Source organism: Bradyrhizobium sp. Leo170 (assembly GCF_004296405.1).
In the GTDB taxonomy this organism is placed as follows: domain Bacteria; phylum Pseudomonadota; class Alphaproteobacteria; order Rhizobiales; family Xanthobacteraceae; genus Bradyrhizobium.
Window position 1 is genome coordinate 1 of the sequence record NZ_PSRR01000141.1, and the last position, 19,663, is coordinate 19,663.

A 19,663-nucleotide genomic window follows, 5' to 3' on the forward strand; every position below is an offset into this window, starting at 1 on the left:
CGCGCCGGAACCGGCCCAGCAATCGGCCGCGGTGCAGCAGAAGGCCGCGGAGCCGCAGCAGGCCGTTCCGCCGGCTGCCGCCCCGACCGTCGGCGAGGCGAAGCCGGCTCCGCCCGCCGCGCCGACCATTTTGCCGACCCAGGAAATGCCGCAGGTGCAGGGATTGGAGTAGCAGGTGTTCCTTGTCATTCCGGGGCGATGCGTGCGCATCGAACCCGGAATCCATTTCGCCGCTTGCCCTGTGGATGAATGGATTCCGGGCCTGCGCCTTGCGGCGCATCCCGGAATGACCGAGGGGAAACAAAAACGCCCCGGTTTCCCGGGGCGTTTTGCGCTCGGCCAATATCTGCCGAAGCTGCTGCCGCGATTAGGCGGCGGCCTTGGATCCGTCGGCGACCTGCGGCGCGGCGGAGCCGGTCGTGATCGGAATGCTGCGCGGTTTCTTGGCCTCGGGGATCTCGCGAACGAGGTCGACGTGGAGCAGGCCGTTCTCAAGCGAAGCGCTCTTCACCTGTACGAAGTCGGCGAGCTGGAACACGCGCTCGAAGGCCCGAGAGGCGATGCCGCGATAGAGAACGTTGGAATTGTCCTTGCCGTTCTCGTTGGCGATCTTCTCGCCCTTGATCGTCAGCGTGTTCTCCTTCGCGACGATCGAAAGCTCACCCTCGGAGAAGCCGGAAACCGCAACGCTGATGCGGTAGGCGTTCTCGCCGGTGCGCTCGATGTTATAGGGGGGATAGCCGGGGCTGCCGTCCGAAGTCGCCTGGTCGAGCAGGTTGAAAAAACGGTCGAAGCCAACAGTGGAACGATAGAACGGGGTCAGATCGTAGGTACGCATGATAGTCCTCCAATGAGCGACTGATTCGATTACCCGCCCGCCACCGGGCCGGGCTTTAGTCTGTGTGCAGCCTGATGTTCCGGTTCCGAAACACTGGTAGCGGCCTGCACGAAAATGATATGGGTGGGGCTATCAGTTGTTCAAGAGGCGGAAATATCGTCGCTTTTTGGCGCTCACGCCTTGATTCCCGCCGTCCCTCACCTAGCGGTTCCCCTTCATGACGCTCGTCTCCATTCCAGCCAATCCGGTTCCGGAAGACGTCGTCAGCGGCACCATCAAGACGCCTGATGGCGCCGAATTGCGTTTTGCGCGCTGGGCGCCGCCGCCGGGCCGCAAGGGAACGGTCTGCGTGTTCACCGGCCGCAGCGAGATGATCGAAAAGTATTTCGAGACCGTGCGCGATCTGCGCGACCGCGGCTTTGCGGTGGCGATGATCGATTGGCGCGGGCAGGGCCATTCCTCGCGGCGGTTGCGCGATCCGCGCAAAGGCTATGTGCGCAGCTTTGCCGATTACGAGATCGACGTTGAAACCTTCGTGCAGCAGGTGGTGCTGCCGGATTGTCCGCCGCCCTATTTCGCGCTGGCGCATTCGATGGGCGGGGCCGTGATGCTGCGCCTCGCGCATGCGGGAAAACGCTGGTTCGATCGCATGGTGCTGTCGGCACCGATGATCGACCTGCCGGGACGCCGCACTTCATTCATCCCGACCGCGCTGCTGCGGATCATGCGGCTCGCCGGCCAGGGCGGACGTTACGTACCGGGCGGCAGCGACGAACTGGTCGGGCTTTCGCCTTTCATCAACAATCCCCTCACCAGCGATCCCGTCCGCTTTGCGCGCAATGCTGCGGTCCTGGAAGAAGACCCCACGCTCGGCCTCGGTGCGCCAACGATTGCCTGGGCCGACACCGCCTTCAAGGCGATGCGTACGTTCCGCGAATATTACTATCCGTCGCAGATCCGCCAGCCGATCCTGATGCTGGCGGCGAGCAACGACACCGTGGTGTCGACTTCAGCGATCGAGGAGTTCGCCTATCACTTGCGCGCCGGCTCGCACCTCGTGATCGCCGGCTCCAAGCACGAGATCCTGCAGGAGCAGGACCGCTACCGCGCGCAGTTCTGGGCGGCGTTCGACGCCTTCGTGCCGGGCACGCCGCTGTTCGGCTGACGCGCGCATTTCCTCGATCGGCTACAAGGTCTTCAGATATTCGATCAGGGCTTCGCGTTCGTTCTTGTCGAGCGCGCGGCCGATGATGCCCTTCGGATACGGCGCGGCTCCCTCGAACGAGTGGCCGGCCACGCTGTTGCCGTGGATGTCGTTTCCGTCGCGATCGGTCGCCGAGAACAGCGTCTGGCCATTCTTGCACGACGTCTCGTCGCCCTTCACGTCGAAGCCGACATGCTCCGGATCGAAATCACGTGCGCCCATGCAGAACTTCCTCGGGCGCTCGGCGGCGGGCCGGAGCAGCCAGTCGAGCGAGGGGACGGAGCCGTTATGCAGGTAGGGCGCCGTGGCCCAGGCGCCGTTGAGCGGGCGCGCGCGATAGCGCGGCGCCGGCGAAGGGTTGGGGCAGTTCTTTCGGTCGCCCCAGAGCTTCTTCTGCTGCGCCGGCGGGATATGCCGCTCGTCCATCCATTTCCGGCTGACCAGATCCACCGTCACCATCAAGGCGAGGGCGTAGGACATCTCGGTGGTAGAGGTCGGCTGAAGGTCAGGACATTCCCACCACTTCGTGAGGTCGCGCGTCGGGTCGATGCCGAGGAAGCCGGGGACCTGAACGGTTCGCATGGTCAGGACATTGGCCTGCGCCGGGTCCGTTCCCATGTCATCCGCCTTTTTCTGGACGGGATCGAGCACCGGGCTCTCGCCGGTACGGTCCCAGCGCGGCGACGACCAGAAGCTCTTGTCTGGAAATTGAGCGTCGAACACGGGATCATTGACCGGACCGAGATGGCATTCGACGCAGATCTCGGCGTACAGCTCGCGGCCCTTGGCGACGCGGTCGGGCTTGAGCTTCCAGGCCTGATCGTCGAAGAGCTGCGACGGCCATTTGGGCGCGGCCAAACCGCCAAAGCGCTGTGGCGTCTGGCTGAAGGGATCGGGACCGCGCAGCATCGATTCGATCCACAGCAGATTCTGCACTTCCACCGACGAGCGGAACAGCGTGTCTGCGGGATACTCGGGCGACATGTTGATCAGCGCGGTCACGCCTAACGCCTCGCCGGCATTGCGGATCAGCGGCTGCTCGATCGAGGCGTCGTATTGGGCATATTTGAGCCACGGCACGGTCCAGATCGGCGGGTAGCTGACCGGCGCGTCCTGGGCGTGGAGGTTCTTTTCGAAGCCGGTGAGGCCGTTGATGGCCAGGTTCTGCGAGAAGACCTGGTTGCCGATGCGGTTGAGCGCGTCGAGGCGGCCGAACCCTTCCTCGGTATCCTTCTGCTGCTTGCCGTCCTCGGTCGTCTTGCCGGCGATGGTCTTGTCATAGGTGTTTTGCCAGTCGAGCAGGAATTTTCCGATCGCCGCCAGCTTTTGCTTGAGCGCGCTGCGGTCTGCATCGCTTGCGTCGCGCCCGAGCACGCGATCCGCGAAGCGCTTGAAACGGAACGGCACATACAAGGTATAGGCAATGGACAGGCCGGTCGCGAGTTCGAGCTTCTTCAGATCGGTCATGGCCGGGCCGCCGTCGAAGCGCACGGCCACGCCCTTGTAGTGAAGCTGTCCGGTGTGACAGGCCGCGCAGGTCAGCCCGATCTTGTCGTCCTCGCGACGGCCCGTCGCCGGATCGACAACGCCGGTCATCCGCGCGAAGCCGACCGGCAAGCCGTCGACATTCTCGACCGCTGTCTTCCACAACCCTGAAGATGCCGGCGCAGGTGTCGTCTCGAAGATGCTTGCATAACCGAAGCGGCGCAGCGTGGTGTCGTCGGTATGGATGGTCTGGGGGCTCGGAATAAAGCCGAAGCGCTCGAGATAGGCGCTCTCCTTCATCAGTCCGGGCGCGCTGAACAGACGCAGGTACGGCTGCTCCAGCGCGGCGAACCAGGCGTAGGGCACCGGGAATGTCGCGGTGCCCTGGCTGACGTGGTGGAACCAGTATCGGTCCTCAAGCGACCAATTCTGGTCGAGCCAGTAGGCGGCTTTGGTCGCTGGCGCGTCCGGCAGTGGAGGCGGCAGCAATTGCGCGAGCTTGTCGGGCAGCACGGCCCTGACGCGATCCGGGAATTGGGTAAGCGCAACCAGAAGCGCGATCACCACGGCCGCTGCGCTGCCGATGACGCGAAGCGTGCGCCTGCCGGGGGCGACTTGCGGCAGGGACTCGATGCGCTCGACGATCCGCTCGGGCAGCCGGCGATCGACGAACAATGTCCTCACCTCCGCAACGCTGAGGTAGCGGTCCTTGCCTTCGCCCTTGCCCAGGATGCGAAGCAGGACGGGCCATTCGCCCTTCATCAACAGCGGGTCGTACCAGCGCCGGTTGCCTTTCGCCCGTTCGAAATTGGCGTGCATGAAGGTCGTGATTTCGGACGCCGTGAGCCCGCGTTCGACGCCGCCAGCGGGATCTCTGCACTCCTGGCCGAATTCGGCCAATCGCGCGATCTGGTCCTCGTGCACATGGGCGTGGGCGTCAAGGATGCGCGAGCCGACGCCGTGCTTGTCGAGCGGGCCGTCGCGCAGTGCATCCAGCTCGGCACCGGACCACCAGCTCTTGAGCAGGCGCCAGGGACTGAGGCCATTCGCCACGAGCGCGACGAGACTAGTCTCGATGCGCACCCGGATATTGCTCAACCCCTTCTTCCCGCTCGCCGCTCCGATCGTCCTTGATAGCGTCGAGAGGGGGGCGATATGGCCGTCGACAAATCCTTCCGCGACCAGCGCACGCAGGAACGGGCAGGGATTGTTCGGAGAAACGTCGATCAGCGGCGCGACCGGCTTCTTGGTGCGGAGGTCGTGCATGGCGCAAAATCCTGGACGCAACGAATCATGAAAAGCTATCGCCCGATAGAAGCGGACGAAGTCTTAACATCCGGAATACGCGCGAATGTTACACGACTACAGCGTGTGGCGAGGTTTGGCTGAATCCCTCAAGTCGGTGAACGATCGGAGGGCGCTGCGCTTGGCTGCGCGCTCGTTCACGACTCGGCGGCGAGCTTCCGGGTTTCGACAAGGGTCAGCCGGGCGAGCGGTACGCCGGCTTTCAAAAGTCCCTCACGATAGTGTTCGATATCGGCCGGCTGCTTCCAATGGAAGTTCTTCAAATGCCGATCGACGGTGAAAATCGGATAGTTGGACATCAAAACGCCGGTCGCGTCCGCCGCCTCCTCGGTCCGTCCCAATTGGGCCAGCGCGGCGGCGCGGATCGCCAGTGCCGGCATATGGTTCGGATTGATGTAGAGCTGCTCGCGCGCCCAGGACAGGGTCGCGTCGTATTGTCCCAGGAGGTAGTGGCTGAACGCGTTCAAGGCCGCCCATTGATAGCGCGGGTCGCTGTTGCCGCGCTGCGCCCCCATCGAAAACAGCTCGATCGCCTGGCGATGCTCACCGCTCACGAGGTGAACATATCCAAGCACGCCGCGCGCGCCCATGTCGTATGGGTTGAGCGCCACGGCACGGTTCGCGGCATCCAGGGCAGCCTCGTAGTGCCCCTCGACCGAACGCACATAGGACAGGATCTGAAAGGCGAAGGACGAGCGCGGGTCGAGCCGAACGCTGGCCTCCGCAAGACTCACGATCGACGTCCATAATTCGCGCGTGCGCTTGAGCCAGCCAAACTGGATGCTCTGCACCTGGATCGTGGCGAGATAGGCGTGCGCGATCGAAAGCGCGGGATCGAGCGCGATCGCTTCCTTGAACAGCGCAATGGACGCCTCGTAATCTTCCCTGGTGTGCCGGTAATAGTAGGAAAGGCCCTTCAGGAATCGATCCCACGCGGTGACATCGTTGGAAAGGCGGGCCGGCGCGGAAGCTTCCGCGCGGAATATCTCGGTGGCGATCGCTGCAGAGAGACTGGTCGTGATCTCGTCCTGCATCGCGAACAGATCGCCCATGTCGCGGTCATAGCGGCCGGTCCACAGTTGCTCGCCGTTCTCAGGCGCGATCAGCTCGGCGGTCACCCGGATCTTGCTGCCGGCACGCCGCACAGAGCCCTGGATCAGGTAGGTCGCGTCGATCTCGCGGGCGATCAGGCGGGTGCTCACATTCTTGCCCTTGAAGGAGAATGTCGAGTTGCGGCTCAGCACCCGATAGAAGGATTGCAGCGAGAGCGCGTGGATCAGGTCTTCGGTCAATCCGTCGGAAAAATACTCGTCGCTGGAGTCGCTCAAATTGGCGAAGGGAAGCACGCCGACGATCGCTGTCCGCGACTGCCCTGGCAGGCCCGACGAATCCCGCACCTGACGCCCACGCGCCTCCGAGCCGCCCGGCTCCCAGGTCAAGACCTCGACAGGGTCCGCGATGTTCTTGAAACGATGGCTGCCGGTGTTGATCAGGGTGGCTTTGAGGTGCCTGCCGGCCTCCTGATAGGCCTTGGCCGAAGCGGCCAGTCCGCCCGGTGGGGAAACCGTCTCGAGCCGGACGGCGATGTTGACGTCATCGCCGAACAATTCGTCCTCGTCGGCCATCACATCGCCCATGTGAATGCCCATCCGGAACTGCATGACGCGGTCGGCCGGAAGCTGGTTGTTGCGTTCCGCCATCAGCATCTGCATCTCGATGGCGGCCTCCAGCGCTCCGACGATGCTGGGAAACTCCAGCAGGAAGCCGTCGCCGGTGTTCTTCAGGATACGGCCGCCATGATTGAGGATGATCGGATGGATCGCGGTACGATGGGCTTTGAAGGCGGCATGCGTGCCCGCCTCGTCGGCCCCCATCATCCGCGAGTAGCCGGCGACATCGGCGCAGACTATGGCAGCTAGCCGTCTCTCCATAACCGTATCTATGCTCCGGAATCGGCCGATGATCGCCGCGTGCGCGGCCGACCGTTCCAATTCTTATAAAACAAGATGTACCTGGCGGAAGCCCGAACCGGAGATCATAGTAATGCAAACGTTCCGGAATTGGCAGCGGATGGCCCCTGAAATGTTAGCTGCACAATTTTTATGTCGTGGAAATAATGTGGGGCGGCTGTTCTTGTCGGTTGGCCAACGCCCGCGTGAGAGATGATGACGATGCTCGGAATTCACGAACTATGGCTTTTCATCCTGTCGGGGCTGCTGCTTAACGTCACGCCGGGGCCGGACACCGCCTATATCATCGGCAGGGGCCTGCAACTTGGATGGCGTGGCGGAGCGGCGGCTGCGTTCGGAATCAGTTGTGGCTGCCTTTTTCATGTCTTCGGCGCGGCGATCGGGCTTTCGGCGGTGCTGATGACCTCCTCAGTGGCCTTTACCGCCCTCAAATGGGTCGGCGCAGCCTATCTCCTGTTCACGGGCGTCCAGATGCTGCTGTCACGCCAGCGCCCGATCGCGGATGTCACCCTTCAGGGTGAGGCGCCGACGCTGCGCCGGGTGTTCTGGCAGGGCGCGCTGACCAATGCGCTCAATCCAAAGGTGGCGCTGTTCTTCCTCGCCTTCCTGCCGCAGTTCGTGGCCGCTGATTCGCCGCACAAGGCCGCCGCCTTCCTGCTGCTCGGCGCGATCTTCGTCCTCAACGGCACGCTGTGGTGTCTCGGCGTGGCGGCCTTTGCGGCGCGGGCGGCGAGGCGGATCCGCCGCTCCAGCGGTGTGATCACCTGGATCAACCGCACGCTCGGCGGGCTGTTCGTCTATCTCGGCTTTCGCGTCGCGATGCTGGAAGCGCGCTAGCCGTGAATCTTCACCAGCGCGCTGCCGGCGAGGTAGACCCCGAGCAGGATCATCGCGATCAGGAACCAGCGGCGGAACGCCTCCGGCTGCAGCCGTGACCGCACCGCCTGCCCAACGAACATGCCAACGAAGGACGCCACCATCGCCACCGCGCCGGGCAGCGCGGTCGCGGCAGTCAACACGCCGGCGGCAGTGAGATTGAAGGCGAGGGCGACGGTTGCGGTGGTGAAGAACAGGCCGAGCGCCTGCACCAGCTCGTCCTTCTCCATGCCGATCGCCTGCATGAATGGCATCGACGGGATCACCTGCACGCCGGTCGCCGCCGAGATCACCCCGGTCACGACGCCGACGATGCCGCCGATCCATTTCTCGTCGCGGCGGGCGACCTTGAAGCTGAAGCGGCTGAGGCCCACGACCGCATAGATGATGAGCAGGAGACCGAGGACGACGGTGCCGTAGGGCGCATAAGGCCCGGTCAGCAGCCCGCGGTTCAGCCAGATGCCGACCACGGTGCCGAGCATCAGCGGCCATAGCCGCTTGAGGATGTCGCGCAGATAAGGGCCGACGAAGGTCTGCCAGATGTTGGTGACGATCGCCGGCACGATGACGATCGAGATCGCCTGCGCAGGCGGCATCGTCACGGCCAGCAGTCCCATAGAAACCGTCGGCAGGCCAAGCCCCAGCGTTCCCTTGACGAAACCGGCAAGCAGGAAGGCGAAGGCGATCAGGATAAGCATCGAGTCGAACATGTCTGCACATTGACCGATCGCCGCGAGCGGCACAATCTGGAGATTACGGAGAATGCCTTCGGCTTTGCCGAAGCTGAACGGAGCCTGACATGCGCTTCGACCTGGTCGATCTGCAGCTCTTCATTGCGGTGGCGGAGACACGCAGCATCACCAATGGCGCCTCCCGCGTTCATCTGGCGCTGGCGTCCGCGAGCGAACGGATCAAGGGGCTCGAGGCTGCGCTTGGCGTGTCGCTGCTCAAGCGCGGCCGCCGTGGAGTCGAACTCACCGCCGCCGGCGAAAGCCTGCTCGATCATGCGCGGATCGTGATCCACAATGTCGAAGCGCTGCGCGGCGACCTCGCCGCCTATGCCAGCGGCGTCAGGGCGAGCGTGCTGCTGCTCGCCAATACCTCGGGCCTGTCGGAGCATCTGCCGCGGGCGCTCGCCGCCTTCCTGCGCGAGCATCCCGACATCAATGTCGACGTCGAGGAGCGCGAGAGCGCCGACATTGCGGCTGCGATCGCGACCGGTGCTGCGGATCTCGGCTTCGCCGCCGAGCATGCGTTGCCCGAAAGCGTCGAGCGCTTCCTGTTCAGCGAGGATCGCCTGACGCTGGTGGCCTCGCGCCGCAGCGATCTCGCAGGGCGCCGCCAGATCGATTTCCAGGACGTGACCGACTATGACTTCGTCGGGCTGACCGCCTCGACCGCGCTGCAGGCCCACATCGCCAAGCATGCGGCCCGGCTCGGCGCCCGTCTGCGGTTCCGGGCGCGCCTGCGCGATTTCGACGCGATCTGCCAGATGGTCGCGGCCGATGTCGGCATCGCCGTGATCCCGGAGACCGCCGCGCGGCGCTGCGCCCGATCGATGCCGATTGCGTCGATCCGGCTGCGCGACTCCTGGGCCGACCGCAAACTCACCATCTGCGCTCGCAGCTTCAAGGCATTGCCGCGCCCGGCGAAGCTGCTCGTCGACTACCTGCGCAAGGCCGCGCCTTGACGGGCCGCTCGCTCAACCATTGAGCAGCTTCATCGCCGCTTCGTGCACCCGCGGGTCGCCCGCGGCGATGATGCGGCCGCCGCTCTGCGCCGGCTTGCCTTCCCAGGTGGTGACGATGCCGCCGGCGCCGGTGACGATCGGGATCAGGCCTGCGATGTCATACGGCTTGAGCTCGGTCTCGACCACGAGATCGAGATGGCCAGCGGCCAGCATGCAGTAGGAGTAGCAGTCGCCGCCATAGCGCGTGAGCTTGGCGGCGCTCTCGATCCGTCCAAAGCATGCCCGGTCGGTGGCGTTCATCAACAGCGGGCTCGTGGTGTAAGCCGTCGCCTCCTTGAGCGACGCGCAGCGCCTGACGGAAAGCCGCCGCTCGCCAGACGGGCCAGAGTAATGGGCCGAACCATTGTCGCCGGAAAACCGCTCGCCGATATAGGGTTGATGCATCATCCCGAACACCGGCGTGCCCTTGTGCAGCAGTGCGATCAGCGTGCCCCAGATAGGAAAGCCGCCGATGAACGACTTGGTGCCGTCGATCGGATCGAGCACCCAGACATATTCGGCGTCCTCGCGCTCATTGCCGAATTCCTCGCCGACGATGCCGTGCTGGGGGAAGTTGGCCTTGATTAGCCGCCGCATCACCGCTTCCGCTGCGCGGTCGGCTTCGGTCACCGGATCGAAATCGCTAGCGCTCTTGTTGTCGACCGAGAGCGAGGTGCGGAAGAACGGCAGGATGGTTTCGCCGGCGGCGGTCGCGAGGCGGCCGATGAAGGCAGTGAAATCAATGACCGGCACGGCTGTTCCCTAAAGCGCGATGCGAACTGGCAACTTAACGCTACTGCCTAGCTCAATCCGGCGTAATCCGCACCGACATTGAGGAATTTTGTCGCTGGCATTTTTGAGTGCGCGAGGGATGCCATGCGCCGCTATGAGTTTTGGGACGAGGTGCAATCACGAAATGGGGGGCTATGGTCGAAGCGCGGTATTAATAATTCATTTCTTCAGGGAAGATATTGAAAGAAAACGACAAAACTCGACTTTAGCCCTGTGTTGCAGGTCTGCAAGCCCTGCGGATAATGCATGGGAAATGAATCTAAAACCGCTTGCGTTTTGTGCGGCGCGGCGGCATATTGTTGCGGTGCGGTAGCGCCTTGCGCTATCGCTGCCCTCCTTGGGCGTTTCCTCCCTAGACTTGGGCCGCTTGTTCATTCAAGCGGCCCTTTTTTCTTTTGGGGTTCTTGCTGTCAGCGCGAAGCGAACCCGGCATGACGAGGAAACTTATTCCGCTGCTGCCTGGAACGGACCGAGGTCGCCGAGCGGGACTTCCGCCAGCGCCTCCGCCAAGGTCGCGAAATCGGCGGCCAACTGCGCAAAGCGCGGGCCGCGCTCGCGCCGGCGCTCATCCATGTAGACCGCGCGGTTGAGCTCGAGCTGAACGGTATGCAGGCCGCTCGCCGGGTTGCCGTAGTGCTCGGTGATGAAGCCGCCGGCATAGGGCTTGTTGCGGCCGATCGAATAGCCGAGCCCGCTCATGACGTCTTCGACCACGTCGGGGAGCAGCGGCGCGCAGCTTGTGCCGTAGCGGTCGCCGATGACGATGTCGGGCCGTCGCGGCTCGTCCCGCGACACCCCGATCGACGGCATCGAGTGGCAGTCGACCACGACAACGGTTCCGAACGCCTGGTGCGCCTTGTTGATCAGTCGCCGCAGCGCCCGGTGATAGGGCTTGTAGAGCGCCTCGATCCGCGACAGCGCCTCGTCGACATTGAGCCGCTCGCGATAAATCTCCTGGCCGTCGCCGACCACGCGCGGGATCGTGCCAAGCCCGCCGGCGACCCGCATCGAGCGCGTATTGGCAAAGCTCGGAAGCCGGCCCGTGAACATGCGCGGATCGAGCTCATAGGGCTCGCGGTTCACGTCGACATAGGAGCGCGGGAAATGCACCCGCACGACCGGAAAGCCGCGCTCGCTCAAGCCTTCGATCAACTCGTCCATGAAGGAGTCTTCCGAGCGCCTGAGCGACGTCAGATCGATCCTGGAGGCGTTGAGGAATTCGGCCGGATAGACCGAGCCCGAATGCGGCGAGTTGAAGATGATCGGCGCCCGCCAATTGACGGGTTCGACGATCTCGAACGGAGGCGGCAATTCACCGTCAGGCCTGCTCATCGTCCGGCGCCGTCCCTTCAATTCCGCTGGGCCTTCCAGCACGATTCTGCCGGAAAAACGGAGGATTTATGTGCGGGCATTGTCGGTAATCACAACCCTTCTGCCAAGCGAAAAAAATCGTGAGCCGGGCTGGAATGTCTCTTAAGAGCGGGTAGCGCCTGACGTGATTGATTCGCGCGGCGTTCCGGTCCACAACTAAGTTAAGCATCCGGTCGGCCGCGACGGCTCATCTTTCACTCGAAATTTACTGCCTATCGGGCTTAGTGTGCGGACCGATCCTCCCAAGCCGGGATTCGACGAAATCAACGCCATGCCCAAAATCCTCCTCGCCGAAGACGACAACGATATGCGCCGCTTCCTGGTCAAGGCGCTCGAAAACGCCGGATTCCAGGTTTCCCCACACGATAACGGTATGTCGGCCTATCAGAGGCTGCGCGAGGAGCCGTTCGAGATGCTGCTCACCGACATCGTGATGCCGGAGATGGACGGCATCGAGCTCGCCCGCCGCGCCTCGGAACTCGATCCCGACATCAAGATCATGTTCATCACCGGATTCGCCGCCGTCGCCCTGAACTCCGATTCGGAGGCGCCCAAGAACGCCAAGGTGCTGGCAAAGCCTGTCCACCTGCGCGAATTGGTCAGCGAAGTGAACAAGATGCTGGCGGCCTGACCCGCGGCCAAGATTTCGCCTTCAGGCGTCCTTGCCTGCCCGCCTGGGGTCCGTTATAGGGACCCGACCCAGCCGATTTTTCGGGCGCGTAGCTCAGCGGGAGAGCACTACCTTGACATGGTAGGGGTCACAGGTTCGATCCCTGTCGCGCCCACCAGCCTTCGCTCGCGAAGCGAGAGAAGGCTGCCGCGCCGAAGCCCCACGGGCGCAGGCGGGCTTGCGTCCGCGAGCTACGGCTCGGCAAGCCACTTGTTCGTTCCTTGAGGGCTACGCGTGGCGCAGCCAAGCGGAGCAGGCCGCATCGACGGCTTGGGTTCCTGATCCAAGAGTCAAATGACTCGCCGCTGTCATCGTTCGCGAAGGCGACGATTCAGTAGGATGGGTGGAGCGAAACCCATCGCGATGGAGCAAGCCGCGCGATGATGGGTTTCGCTCCGTTCTACCCATCCTACGTTCCGTTGCGCCTGCGGAAGCAACCACAGAAGCGTCGAAGCGCGTCTTCCCGGGATGCGCGGTCGGTTACATCTGCGCTGACAAGATCTCGAGCTCGCTGTGGAGATATCCTGAAGGGAACACGACGCCGCATTCGTCGCCCCGCCTCCAGACGACGTGGCAGTGCGTGCTCGACTTGAAGCCGTCGAACGACATGAGGAAGTCGTTGGCGAAGAAGTGAAATGAATTCGAGTACAAACCAGCACCGCGCATATGGAGATTTCTTACTAGGCAGGGATGAACTCCCGAAATCCCGCTAAACGAAAGCAATGCGAGCTGGTTCAACTGAACACGTTCTAGGGCACGACGCTCAATCATGACCGGACGCTCCAATTGATAAAATATTGGCAATTGAAATCCCGGAGCGCTGCAACTTTCCATCAGTGCGGCTGTCCTAATGCCTGCGCGCGTGTCCCTATGGTTAACGGTCGACGCGAGGAAAGCGCGAGCGAGATGGCACAAACCGCGCATCCGCGCGACACCTCACACTTTCTGGCGTCGCTCTGGCACAAAGTGCACTGACGAACGCGCAATGGTTGTGCTTATTTGCGACGCTACTTCTCGCCGATCACACCCCGAGCGCCAAAGCCCCCGTGGTCGGCCGGGAGAGCCAAGGCGGCCCCGGCGTGATTCCGACGGCTTGCGCCGGGGCAGTCCGGCCGATGTCGCGTGGTTCAAATGGCGACGCTTCATGTCGGCCTCAGTAATCTCCGCCAAATTTTTCCGACGGTCAGGATGCGGAACCGTGCGCAAGCGATGAGCTGACGCCTGTTCGGCAGTTCCATTTTATATGACGGCCCGTCTCGGCCTCCGGCGCCAGTCCGGTTTTAGAGACATGTCACAAATCCTATATAGAGATAGCCATCGTGCCTTCGCCGAGGGGCTCGGCGCGCCCCAAATGATCTGAGTGGCCTTCTCCAGAGATGTGCGTACCGACCAGAATTGTTATCCCGGCGAAAGCGCCCGCCATATGAAGATGGACGGTTCAGATGATCCGTTGCCCGCGAGGGAGACGGACAGGATAAAGGCCGCGCTCACTGCAGGAGATCCGACGGCCTGGTCCAACGCAGAAGTGGCGCGTCTCGTCATCATCCCGGCTCTGGTGGTGTTGTTGTTCGCCGGTGGCGTCTATTGGATCAAGGTACAGCACCCAGCCGCATCATCGGTCGATCAAGGACCGACGTCTACAATACAGGTGCGCCTGGTTCCTCAACGCGAGGAGACACCGATTCCAATCGATTCGACTTCGCAGGCGACGACGGCGAATGTCGCCCATTCGAATCCTGAAGCCGAACAGCCGGATGATCAGGCGAAGGATGAGGTTGTGAGCAAATCGCCTGACCAGGCGTCCCTGCCTGTTGAAGCGAGTCCCAGCATCCCCAGCATCTCACGTCGTTCGACCGTGACGAATGTGGTGCCGAACAATGCCCTGGTGAAGTTTCAACAAAGCCTGCTCAAGCACATCGCAAGATTTCAGCGGTATCCCGCGGCGGCCCACAATAGGCTTCAAGGCACGGTCGAAACGTTCTTCTCGATCGACCGGAGAGGGCGCCTCCTGGGTGTTTGGGTGAAAACAAGCTCCGGCCAGACACTGCTCGATACCGAGGCGATCGAGACCATCAAGAGGGCGCAACCTCTTCCATCCATCCCAGCCGAACTTCCGGATCGCCTCAACGTCCAGATTCAACTGGCCTTCGATCCATCCTAAGGCCTCCCCCTAACCACTGCACGGTCTACGGCTGATTGCCCGGCTCGAAAGTGCAGTCGGCGCCGCCGCCGGCCTTTTGCTTGATCACCTTGGGTTCGATCGTGCAGTTCAGCTTCGACAGGCCCGCGATGTTCGATCCGGCGGCGCCCTCGGCGGAGATGCCTGCCATCAGCATGGTTGCAAACAATTCGTTGGCGTCGCGGCCCTTCAGCGCGCGCTTGCCGATCTTGAAGGCGATGTCGCAGGAGCGCGAGGTGATGTCGACATTGCTGGTGCGGCAGACGATGTTGTCTGCGGTGACGGAGATCTTTCCGCCATAGGGAAAATTGGTATCGCCCTTGAAGAAGGAAGCGACGGTACGCTTGGGCGCGGCGGCGATCGGCGAGTATTGCGCGACCACGGCGGCGAGCGCCAGTGCCGCCGAACCTGAAGCGGAGGTGGCTGGGGCCGCGCTCGCGCCGGCAGGTGCAGACAAGAAAATCAGGGCTGCCAAACATCCAACGCGCGTCATTCCTGCCTCCTCCGCGTGTCGTCCCCGCGAAGGCGGGAACCCATACCGCGTGATGTCTCGATAGGATTCGGTCATAGTCACCTTCGCAAAAACTACTTCCTGTGGTTATCGTCCCGGGTCAAGCCCGGGACGACGCGGAGAGAGTTGTAGAGTTGTAGGGTGGGGTGGGCAAAGCGCAGCGTGCCCACCATCGCGAGCGGAATCTTTGATGGTGGGCACGTCGCTGCGCTCCTTTGCCCACCCTACGACGCTACGAACTAGCCTTCGCCATCAATCCCTCGACCATGGCGCGGACGATGGAGGCGACTTCGCTGCGCAACGCTTCGATCGGCACTGCGATCAGCTTCTGCTCTAACCCCAGCGCGACCATGCCGTGGACGGCCGAGAACAGGCTGCGCGCGGTGACGCTCAGGTCTTGCGGCGAGCGCGCCGGAAAGAGTGCGGCGAGCGGGTGGTAGATGTGGCGGAACAGGTCCATCTGCTCGGAGATGGCCCAGTCCGGGACCGGCTTGCCCGGTGCCATCCGGTGCTCGAACAGTGCGCGCCATAACTCGAGATTGTCGGCGGCGAAATCGCAATAGCCGACCGCGATGCGGACCAGCGTGTCGATGGGATCCGCGGGACCGTCGCGCTCTGCCGCGGTGAGGGCCGCGTCGAGCCGGGCCAGCGTGCGCGATCCTATCCGCAGGATCAGTTCGTCGACGTCCTCGACCAGATTGTAGACCGCGCCATTGGCGATGCCGATCTCGCTGGCGAGATCGCGCGTCTTCAGGCCGGCCAATCCGCCGGCGGCGATCGATCGTTCTGCCGCTTCGATCAGCCGCTCGCGGTTTTTAGCTCGTCGTTCCAAGGCCTTGGACATTTGTTAACTAAATACATGAGCGACGCTCAAGATGTTCTTGAACCACGCTCAGGCTCCCGTTACAAAGATGATGTGAGCAATGCTCATAACAGGGAGCTGGCAAATGTTCAAAACCGTTTTCACGCTTTTTCGCGGCACCGTGGCCGCGGCAGAGGAGGAGTTGCAGGATCGCTCGGCCCTCCTCATCCTCGACCAGCAGATGCGCGACGCGGCCTCGGCCGTCGACCGCTCCAAGCGGACGCTGGCGCTGGCGATTGCCGGCGACCAGCAGGAGGGCCGTCGGCTTGAGGCGACCAATGCGCGGATCGCGGATCTCGAGGCGCGGGCCACGGCCGCGCTGGAAGGTGGCCGCGAAGATCTGGCGCGGGAGGCGGCGCAGGCGATTGCCAATCTCGAAGCCGACCGCGACGCCGCGATGACCGCGCGCACGCTGTTTGGTCAGGAGATCGCGCGGTTGAAGCGCCATGTCGCCAATGCCGAGGCGCGGCTCACCGAACTCGACCGCGGCCGCCGCATCGCCCGCGCCTCGGACGCAGTGCGCTCGCTGCGCCGGAGCGGCATCGAGGCGGTGCGCCCATACGAATCCACGCTGCCGGAAGCGGAGAACACGCTGCGCAAGTTGCGCGAACGGCAGATGGAAGCCCAGGCCGCCGACGAGGCGCTGATCGAACTCGATACCGCCAGCGGACCGCTTGCCACGGCTGAGAAGCTCGCTGAGCAGGGCTTTGGGCCCCGCATGAAATCGACCGCCGACGACGTGCTCGCACGGCTCAAAGCCGGGCGTGCAGCTACTGCCTGAACCTTCAAGTCCTCAACATTGTTCATTTAAGGAGAGATTGCCATGAACCAGAACGTCCAGCCCCACAGCAATGCCTGGGTTACCTTCACCTATGCCTCCTTCCTCGGCTCCGCCTTCCTGGTCGGCGTCGGCATATTCTTCCTGCCCGTCGATCTCTGGATGAAGGGCTATCTCACCATGGGCATCGTGATGCTGGTGCAGACCTGCGTCACCCTGACCAAGACGGTCCGCGACGTCCACGAAAGCGGCCGGCTCGTAAACCGCATCGAGGATGCCAAGGCTGAACGGATCCTGATGGAAGTGTCCAAGGTGGCCTGACCAGGGCAGTTGGAGACGGACCGAACTTTTCGAGGCGGCGGATGTCTGGCATCCGCCGCTTTTTGCCGCGAGGATGCATCGATGACGGCGCAAGGGAGCATTTACCTTCTGGCGATGAGCGCCGTCCGGCGCTCACAGCGCCTTAATGGGTGACGGGCAGTAATTGGGCCCGACAACGGGCAGCGGCATGGCGTCTTCCTGGAGCGGCATTTCGGTCTCGCGCTTGCGCGAAAGGTTTGGCAAAGCCGGCGCGGCACTGACGCGCTTGCCCGGCCACGCCACCTTCTGGCTCAAGGCGTTGTCGCAGCCAAACATCGATCTCACCTTGCGCACGCATGCGGGCCTTCGCACGCGGATCGTCGAGCGTCCGGGCAGCTCGCTGCCGCAGGAAGAATTGGAGGCACTGGCCTCGCAGCTACGCGTCGTGGCCGCCAAGACGCTGCCGCAGGAGAGCCTGACCTACGGCATCTTCTCCGGCGAGCCCGAGCGTCTCGCGCGCGCCATCATCACGCTGATCTGTGAGGAGGAAACCGGGCGGCCGATCGCCTTCAATGCGCTGTCGGTGATGGAGGTTGAGCTCGACGGCGCGCCGATCGACGTCACCCATCTCGGCCTCGTGATGGTCGACCCTGAAGTGCGCGGGCAGGGGTTGTCCTGGGTGCTCTATGGCATGACCGCGCTGGTGCTGTTCGCGCGCGACGGGCTACGTCCGAAATGGATTTCGAATGTCACGCAGGTGCCGGCGGTGGTCGGCATGGTCTCTGAGACATTTTCCGATGTGTATCCATCGCCGCTGTCGGGCGCGCGGCGGAGTTTCGCGCATCTGCAGCTCGCACGCGGGATCATGGCGCATCACCGCGCGGTGTTTGGTGTTGGCCCCGAGGCTGGCTTTGACGAGGAACGCTTCGTCATCACCGATGCTTACACCGGCGGCTCGGATGCGCTGAAGAAAAGTTTCGAGATCGCGCCAAAGCATCGCAACGCGATCCACGGCGAGTTCTGCGCCCGCGAGCTCGATTATGCGCGCGGCGATGACGTGCTGCAGCTCGGCCGCATCGATCTGGCCGGCGCGCGGCGCTATCTCACGAGCGAGGTGCCGGCGGGCTCGCTGCCGGCGCTGATTGCCGCCTCTGCCGTGCTGGCGTTGCAGCGGCTGGTGTTGCCGTTCTTCCACTGGATGGATGATACGCGCGCGTTCGGCTCGCTGCGGCCGCGTTCTCGCGACCAGAAGGATGGGCGCCGATGAATCCCGGGATCATCGCCGATTCCATCGTCAATCTCTGCGGCGCGATCGGGCTCTGCGTCGCGATGATGACGTTCTACTGGCGCGACCCGAACAGCCCGCTGACGCGGCGCCTGCTGTTCGGACTCGGCGTGATCGCGCTCCTTTTCCTGGTGCGCGGCGTGGCGTGGTGGAGCGGCAGCGATGTGCTGGACCGCTTGAGCGTGATTCCGGCGGCGCTGATCCCGCTCGGCGCGCTTGTCGTGACCGAGGGGATGCTGCGGCGACATGCACCGCGCGTGGTGAAGATGCTGGCGGTGTTCGGCGGCATCCTGCTCGGCCTTGGCGGCGCGCTCGGGCTTGCCCGCTTCACGACCGCTTATGCCGTATCCCTGTCGCTATTCCAGCTTGCGGGCTTTGTCGTCTGCGCCTTGTTGCTCGCGAGCCGCGATCGCGCTTCGCTGATGGCGTCGGAAAATCGCAGCATCGGACGCCTCGCAGCCGGTGCGCTGATCGTGATTCCGTTCGTGATCACCGATTTCCGCACGCTGTTTCCGGACATCCCGGTTCGGCTCGGTGCGATCGGCGCGCTCTTGACCGTCACCGTGATCCTGATCGCAGGCGGCGGTGCCGAGACGCGGCGTCACGGGCTTGCGCTGATGACCTTAAGGCTTGGCAGCTCGGCGCTGCTCGGCATCGCCGCCGCCTTCATCGCCGGCGATGTCGATGCGGCGCAGATTGAGCGCTTCTGCGCGGTCGCGGTCGCCGGCGTGCTCACGATCGCCCTGATGACGGATGCGCTGCGCGCGGTGTTCGAGGCGCAGGAGCCGGGGGTGCTGAACGCGGCCGTGCTGTCGACGGCGAGGACGCGTGATGAATTGATCGCCGAACTGGCGCGGCATCCGATTTTCGAGCATGCCCGGCGCTACCGTGAGGTCGAGCTCGCGCATTACGATCCGTCGCTGCTGCGGGAATTTTTGGCGACGGAGCGAGTGCTGCGCCGGTCCGACGCGCCCTGGGGAGCTTCGTTTGATGATCCCGCGGTCGAGCGCGTGCTGTCGCTGATTGCAGCCAACAGCGCCACGCATGTGATCGTGCTCTCGCATGATCCGGTCGACCTGATCGTGCTCGCCGTGCCCGTTACATCAGCCGACCCCGCCACCGAAACCGCACTCGCGCTGGTGCGGAGGCTGCTGGCGCTGACGCCGGAGAGGGTGTGAGGTCGGCGGAGATCCGCCGGCCCCTTTTGGATTCTCGCTCGCCTATCAGCCGCAGACCTGCGTCGGCTGCGTGCGCCAGCCGTGCGTGGTGTGGACGCGGCGGTTCACGACGTAGCAATTGCCGTTGTCGTAATAGGTGTCGCCGTAGCCGTAGTACGGATAGTCGTAGGCGTAGTCGTCGTAATAGTAGGGATCATAGAAGCCGCCACCGAAGCCTGTGCCGAAGGCGAAGCGCCGTCCATGGAAGCCATGGAAGCCGCGGCCGCGGAAGCCGCCACCGCGGAATCCGCCGAAGCCCTGATGAATGCCGCCGAACGCGCTGTGGAAGCC

At 63.5% G+C, this 19,663-nt stretch carries 18 protein-coding genes and 1 tRNA gene; 10 read left to right on the plus strand and 9 right to left on the minus strand.

The genetic code is table 11. The annotated features are described in order from the left end of the window. Positions 1 to 367 precede the first annotated feature (367 nt). The gene (locus CWO89_RS22685; protein ID WP_130580964.1) at positions 368 to 838 is read right to left on the minus strand and encodes an Hsp20 family protein; all 471 of its coding nucleotides are present in this window, start codon (positions 836 to 838) and stop codon (positions 368 to 370) included. A gap of 217 nt (positions 839 to 1,055) precedes the next feature. On the opposite strand from CWO89_RS22685, the gene CWO89_RS22690 reads away from it, so the two are divergent. Further along, positions 1,056 to 2,003 carry an alpha/beta fold hydrolase gene (locus CWO89_RS22690; RefSeq protein ID WP_130580965.1) on the plus strand — a complete coding sequence of 316 codons (948 nt, stop codon included), beginning with the start codon at positions 1,056 to 1,058 and terminating at the stop codon, positions 2,001 to 2,003. Positions 2,004 to 2,024: 21 nt separating this feature from the next. Here CWO89_RS22690 and CWO89_RS22695 read toward each other — a convergent pair whose 3' ends face one another. After that, complete coding sequence (locus CWO89_RS22695) at positions 2,025 to 4,793, minus strand: di-heme-cytochrome C peroxidase (RefSeq protein ID WP_130580966.1); 2,769 nt, start codon at positions 4,791 to 4,793, stop codon at positions 2,025 to 2,027. Positions 4,794 to 4,969: 176 nt separating this feature from the next. After that, complete coding sequence (locus CWO89_RS22700) at positions 4,970 to 6,763, minus strand: adenylate/guanylate cyclase domain-containing protein (RefSeq protein ID WP_130580967.1); 1,794 nt, start codon at positions 6,761 to 6,763, stop codon at positions 4,970 to 4,972. Between the two features lie 240 nt (positions 6,764 to 7,003). On the opposite strand from CWO89_RS22700, the gene CWO89_RS22705 reads away from it, so the two are divergent. Then, positions 7,004 to 7,639, plus strand: a complete 636-nt coding sequence (locus CWO89_RS22705) for a LysE family translocator (RefSeq protein WP_130580977.1) — start codon at positions 7,004 to 7,006, stop codon at positions 7,637 to 7,639. Here the strand turns inward: CWO89_RS22705 and CWO89_RS22710 are convergent. Beyond that, positions 7,636 to 8,388, minus strand: coding sequence for a sulfite exporter TauE/SafE family protein (locus CWO89_RS22710; RefSeq protein ID WP_130580968.1), 753 nt, complete (start codon positions 8,386 to 8,388; stop codon positions 7,636 to 7,638). The two genes, CWO89_RS22705 and CWO89_RS22710, sit on opposite strands and share 4 nt — an antisense overlap. Positions 8,389 to 8,477: 89 nt before the next feature. Here CWO89_RS22710 and CWO89_RS22715 point away from each other — a divergent pair, with 89 nt between their 5' ends. Next, positions 8,478 to 9,368 (plus strand): LysR substrate-binding domain-containing protein, encoded by an 891-nt coding sequence (locus CWO89_RS22715; protein ID WP_130580969.1) that lies wholly within the window; start codon positions 8,478 to 8,480, stop codon positions 9,366 to 9,368. A gap of 12 nt (positions 9,369 to 9,380) precedes the next feature. Here CWO89_RS22715 and hisN read toward each other — a convergent pair whose 3' ends face one another. After that, the gene (gene hisN / locus CWO89_RS22720) at positions 9,381 to 10,160 is read right to left on the minus strand and encodes a histidinol-phosphatase (protein ID WP_130580970.1); all 780 of its coding nucleotides are present in this window, start codon (positions 10,158 to 10,160) and stop codon (positions 9,381 to 9,383) included. 483 nt (positions 10,161 to 10,643) lie between these two features. Further along, positions 10,644 to 11,531, minus strand: coding sequence for an N-formylglutamate amidohydrolase (locus tag CWO89_RS22725; protein WP_130580971.1), 888 nt, complete (start codon positions 11,529 to 11,531; stop codon positions 10,644 to 10,646). A gap of 310 nt (positions 11,532 to 11,841) precedes the next feature. Between CWO89_RS22725 and cpdR the strand changes: the two genes are divergently transcribed. The 3 genes from cpdR (at position 11,842) to CWO89_RS22740 (ending at position 14,401) form a co-directional block, all read left to right on the plus strand. Further along, on the plus strand, positions 11,842 to 12,201 hold the full coding sequence (gene cpdR / locus CWO89_RS22730; RefSeq protein WP_027583737.1) for a cell cycle two-component system response regulator CpdR: 360 nt from the start codon (positions 11,842 to 11,844) through the stop codon (positions 12,199 to 12,201). A gap of 82 nt (positions 12,202 to 12,283) precedes the next feature. After that, a tRNA-Val gene (locus CWO89_RS22735) sits at positions 12,284 to 12,358 on the plus strand. Positions 12,359 to 13,663: 1,305 nt separating this feature from the next. Beyond that, the gene (locus CWO89_RS22740) at positions 13,664 to 14,401 is read left to right on the plus strand and encodes an energy transducer TonB family protein (RefSeq protein WP_130580972.1); all 738 of its coding nucleotides are present in this window, start codon (positions 13,664 to 13,666) and stop codon (positions 14,399 to 14,401) included. A 25-nt stretch (positions 14,402 to 14,426) separates the two neighbouring features. Here CWO89_RS22740 and CWO89_RS22745 read toward each other — a convergent pair whose 3' ends face one another. Together CWO89_RS22745 and CWO89_RS22750 are read right to left on the minus strand one after the other, a co-directional pair. Continuing rightward, the gene (locus tag CWO89_RS22745; protein WP_207234543.1) at positions 14,427 to 14,912 is read right to left on the minus strand and encodes a hypothetical protein; all 486 of its coding nucleotides are present in this window, start codon (positions 14,910 to 14,912) and stop codon (positions 14,427 to 14,429) included. A 250-nt stretch (positions 14,913 to 15,162) separates the two neighbouring features. Beyond that, on the minus strand, positions 15,163 to 15,774 hold the full coding sequence (locus tag CWO89_RS22750; protein WP_130580973.1) for a TetR/AcrR family transcriptional regulator: 612 nt from the start codon (positions 15,772 to 15,774) through the stop codon (positions 15,163 to 15,165). A gap of 103 nt (positions 15,775 to 15,877) precedes the next feature. Here CWO89_RS22750 and CWO89_RS22755 point away from each other — a divergent pair, with 103 nt between their 5' ends. The 4 genes from CWO89_RS22755 to CWO89_RS22770 all read left to right on the plus strand — a co-directional run bounded on the left by CWO89_RS22755 (position 15,878) and on the right by CWO89_RS22770 (position 19,333). After that, a complete protein-coding gene (locus tag CWO89_RS22755) occupies positions 15,878 to 16,573 on the plus strand; it encodes a PspA/IM30 family protein (RefSeq protein ID WP_130580974.1) in 696 nt (231 codons plus the stop codon). Positions 16,574 to 16,615: 42 nt separating this feature from the next. Further along, entirely contained in the window at positions 16,616 to 16,891 is a 276-nt protein-coding gene (locus tag CWO89_RS22760; protein WP_130580975.1) for a YiaA/YiaB family inner membrane protein, read from the plus strand. Positions 16,892 to 17,078: 187 nt separating this feature from the next. Continuing rightward, positions 17,079 to 18,137 carry a GNAT family N-acetyltransferase gene (locus CWO89_RS22765; protein ID WP_245476436.1) on the plus strand — a complete coding sequence of 353 codons (1,059 nt, stop codon included), beginning with the start codon at positions 17,079 to 17,081 and terminating at the stop codon, positions 18,135 to 18,137. Continuing rightward, positions 18,134 to 19,333 carry a hypothetical protein gene (locus CWO89_RS22770; RefSeq protein ID WP_130580976.1) on the plus strand — a complete coding sequence of 400 codons (1,200 nt, stop codon included), beginning with the start codon at positions 18,134 to 18,136 and terminating at the stop codon, positions 19,331 to 19,333. Before CWO89_RS22765 ends, CWO89_RS22770 begins: the two co-directional genes overlap by 4 nt. 45 nt (positions 19,334 to 19,378) lie before the next feature. On the opposite strand, the gene CWO89_RS46050 is transcribed toward CWO89_RS22770, so the two are convergent. Further along, on the minus strand, positions 19,379 to 19,663 hold a 285-nt coding region (locus tag CWO89_RS46050; protein WP_165421287.1), incomplete at its 5' end, for a hypothetical protein.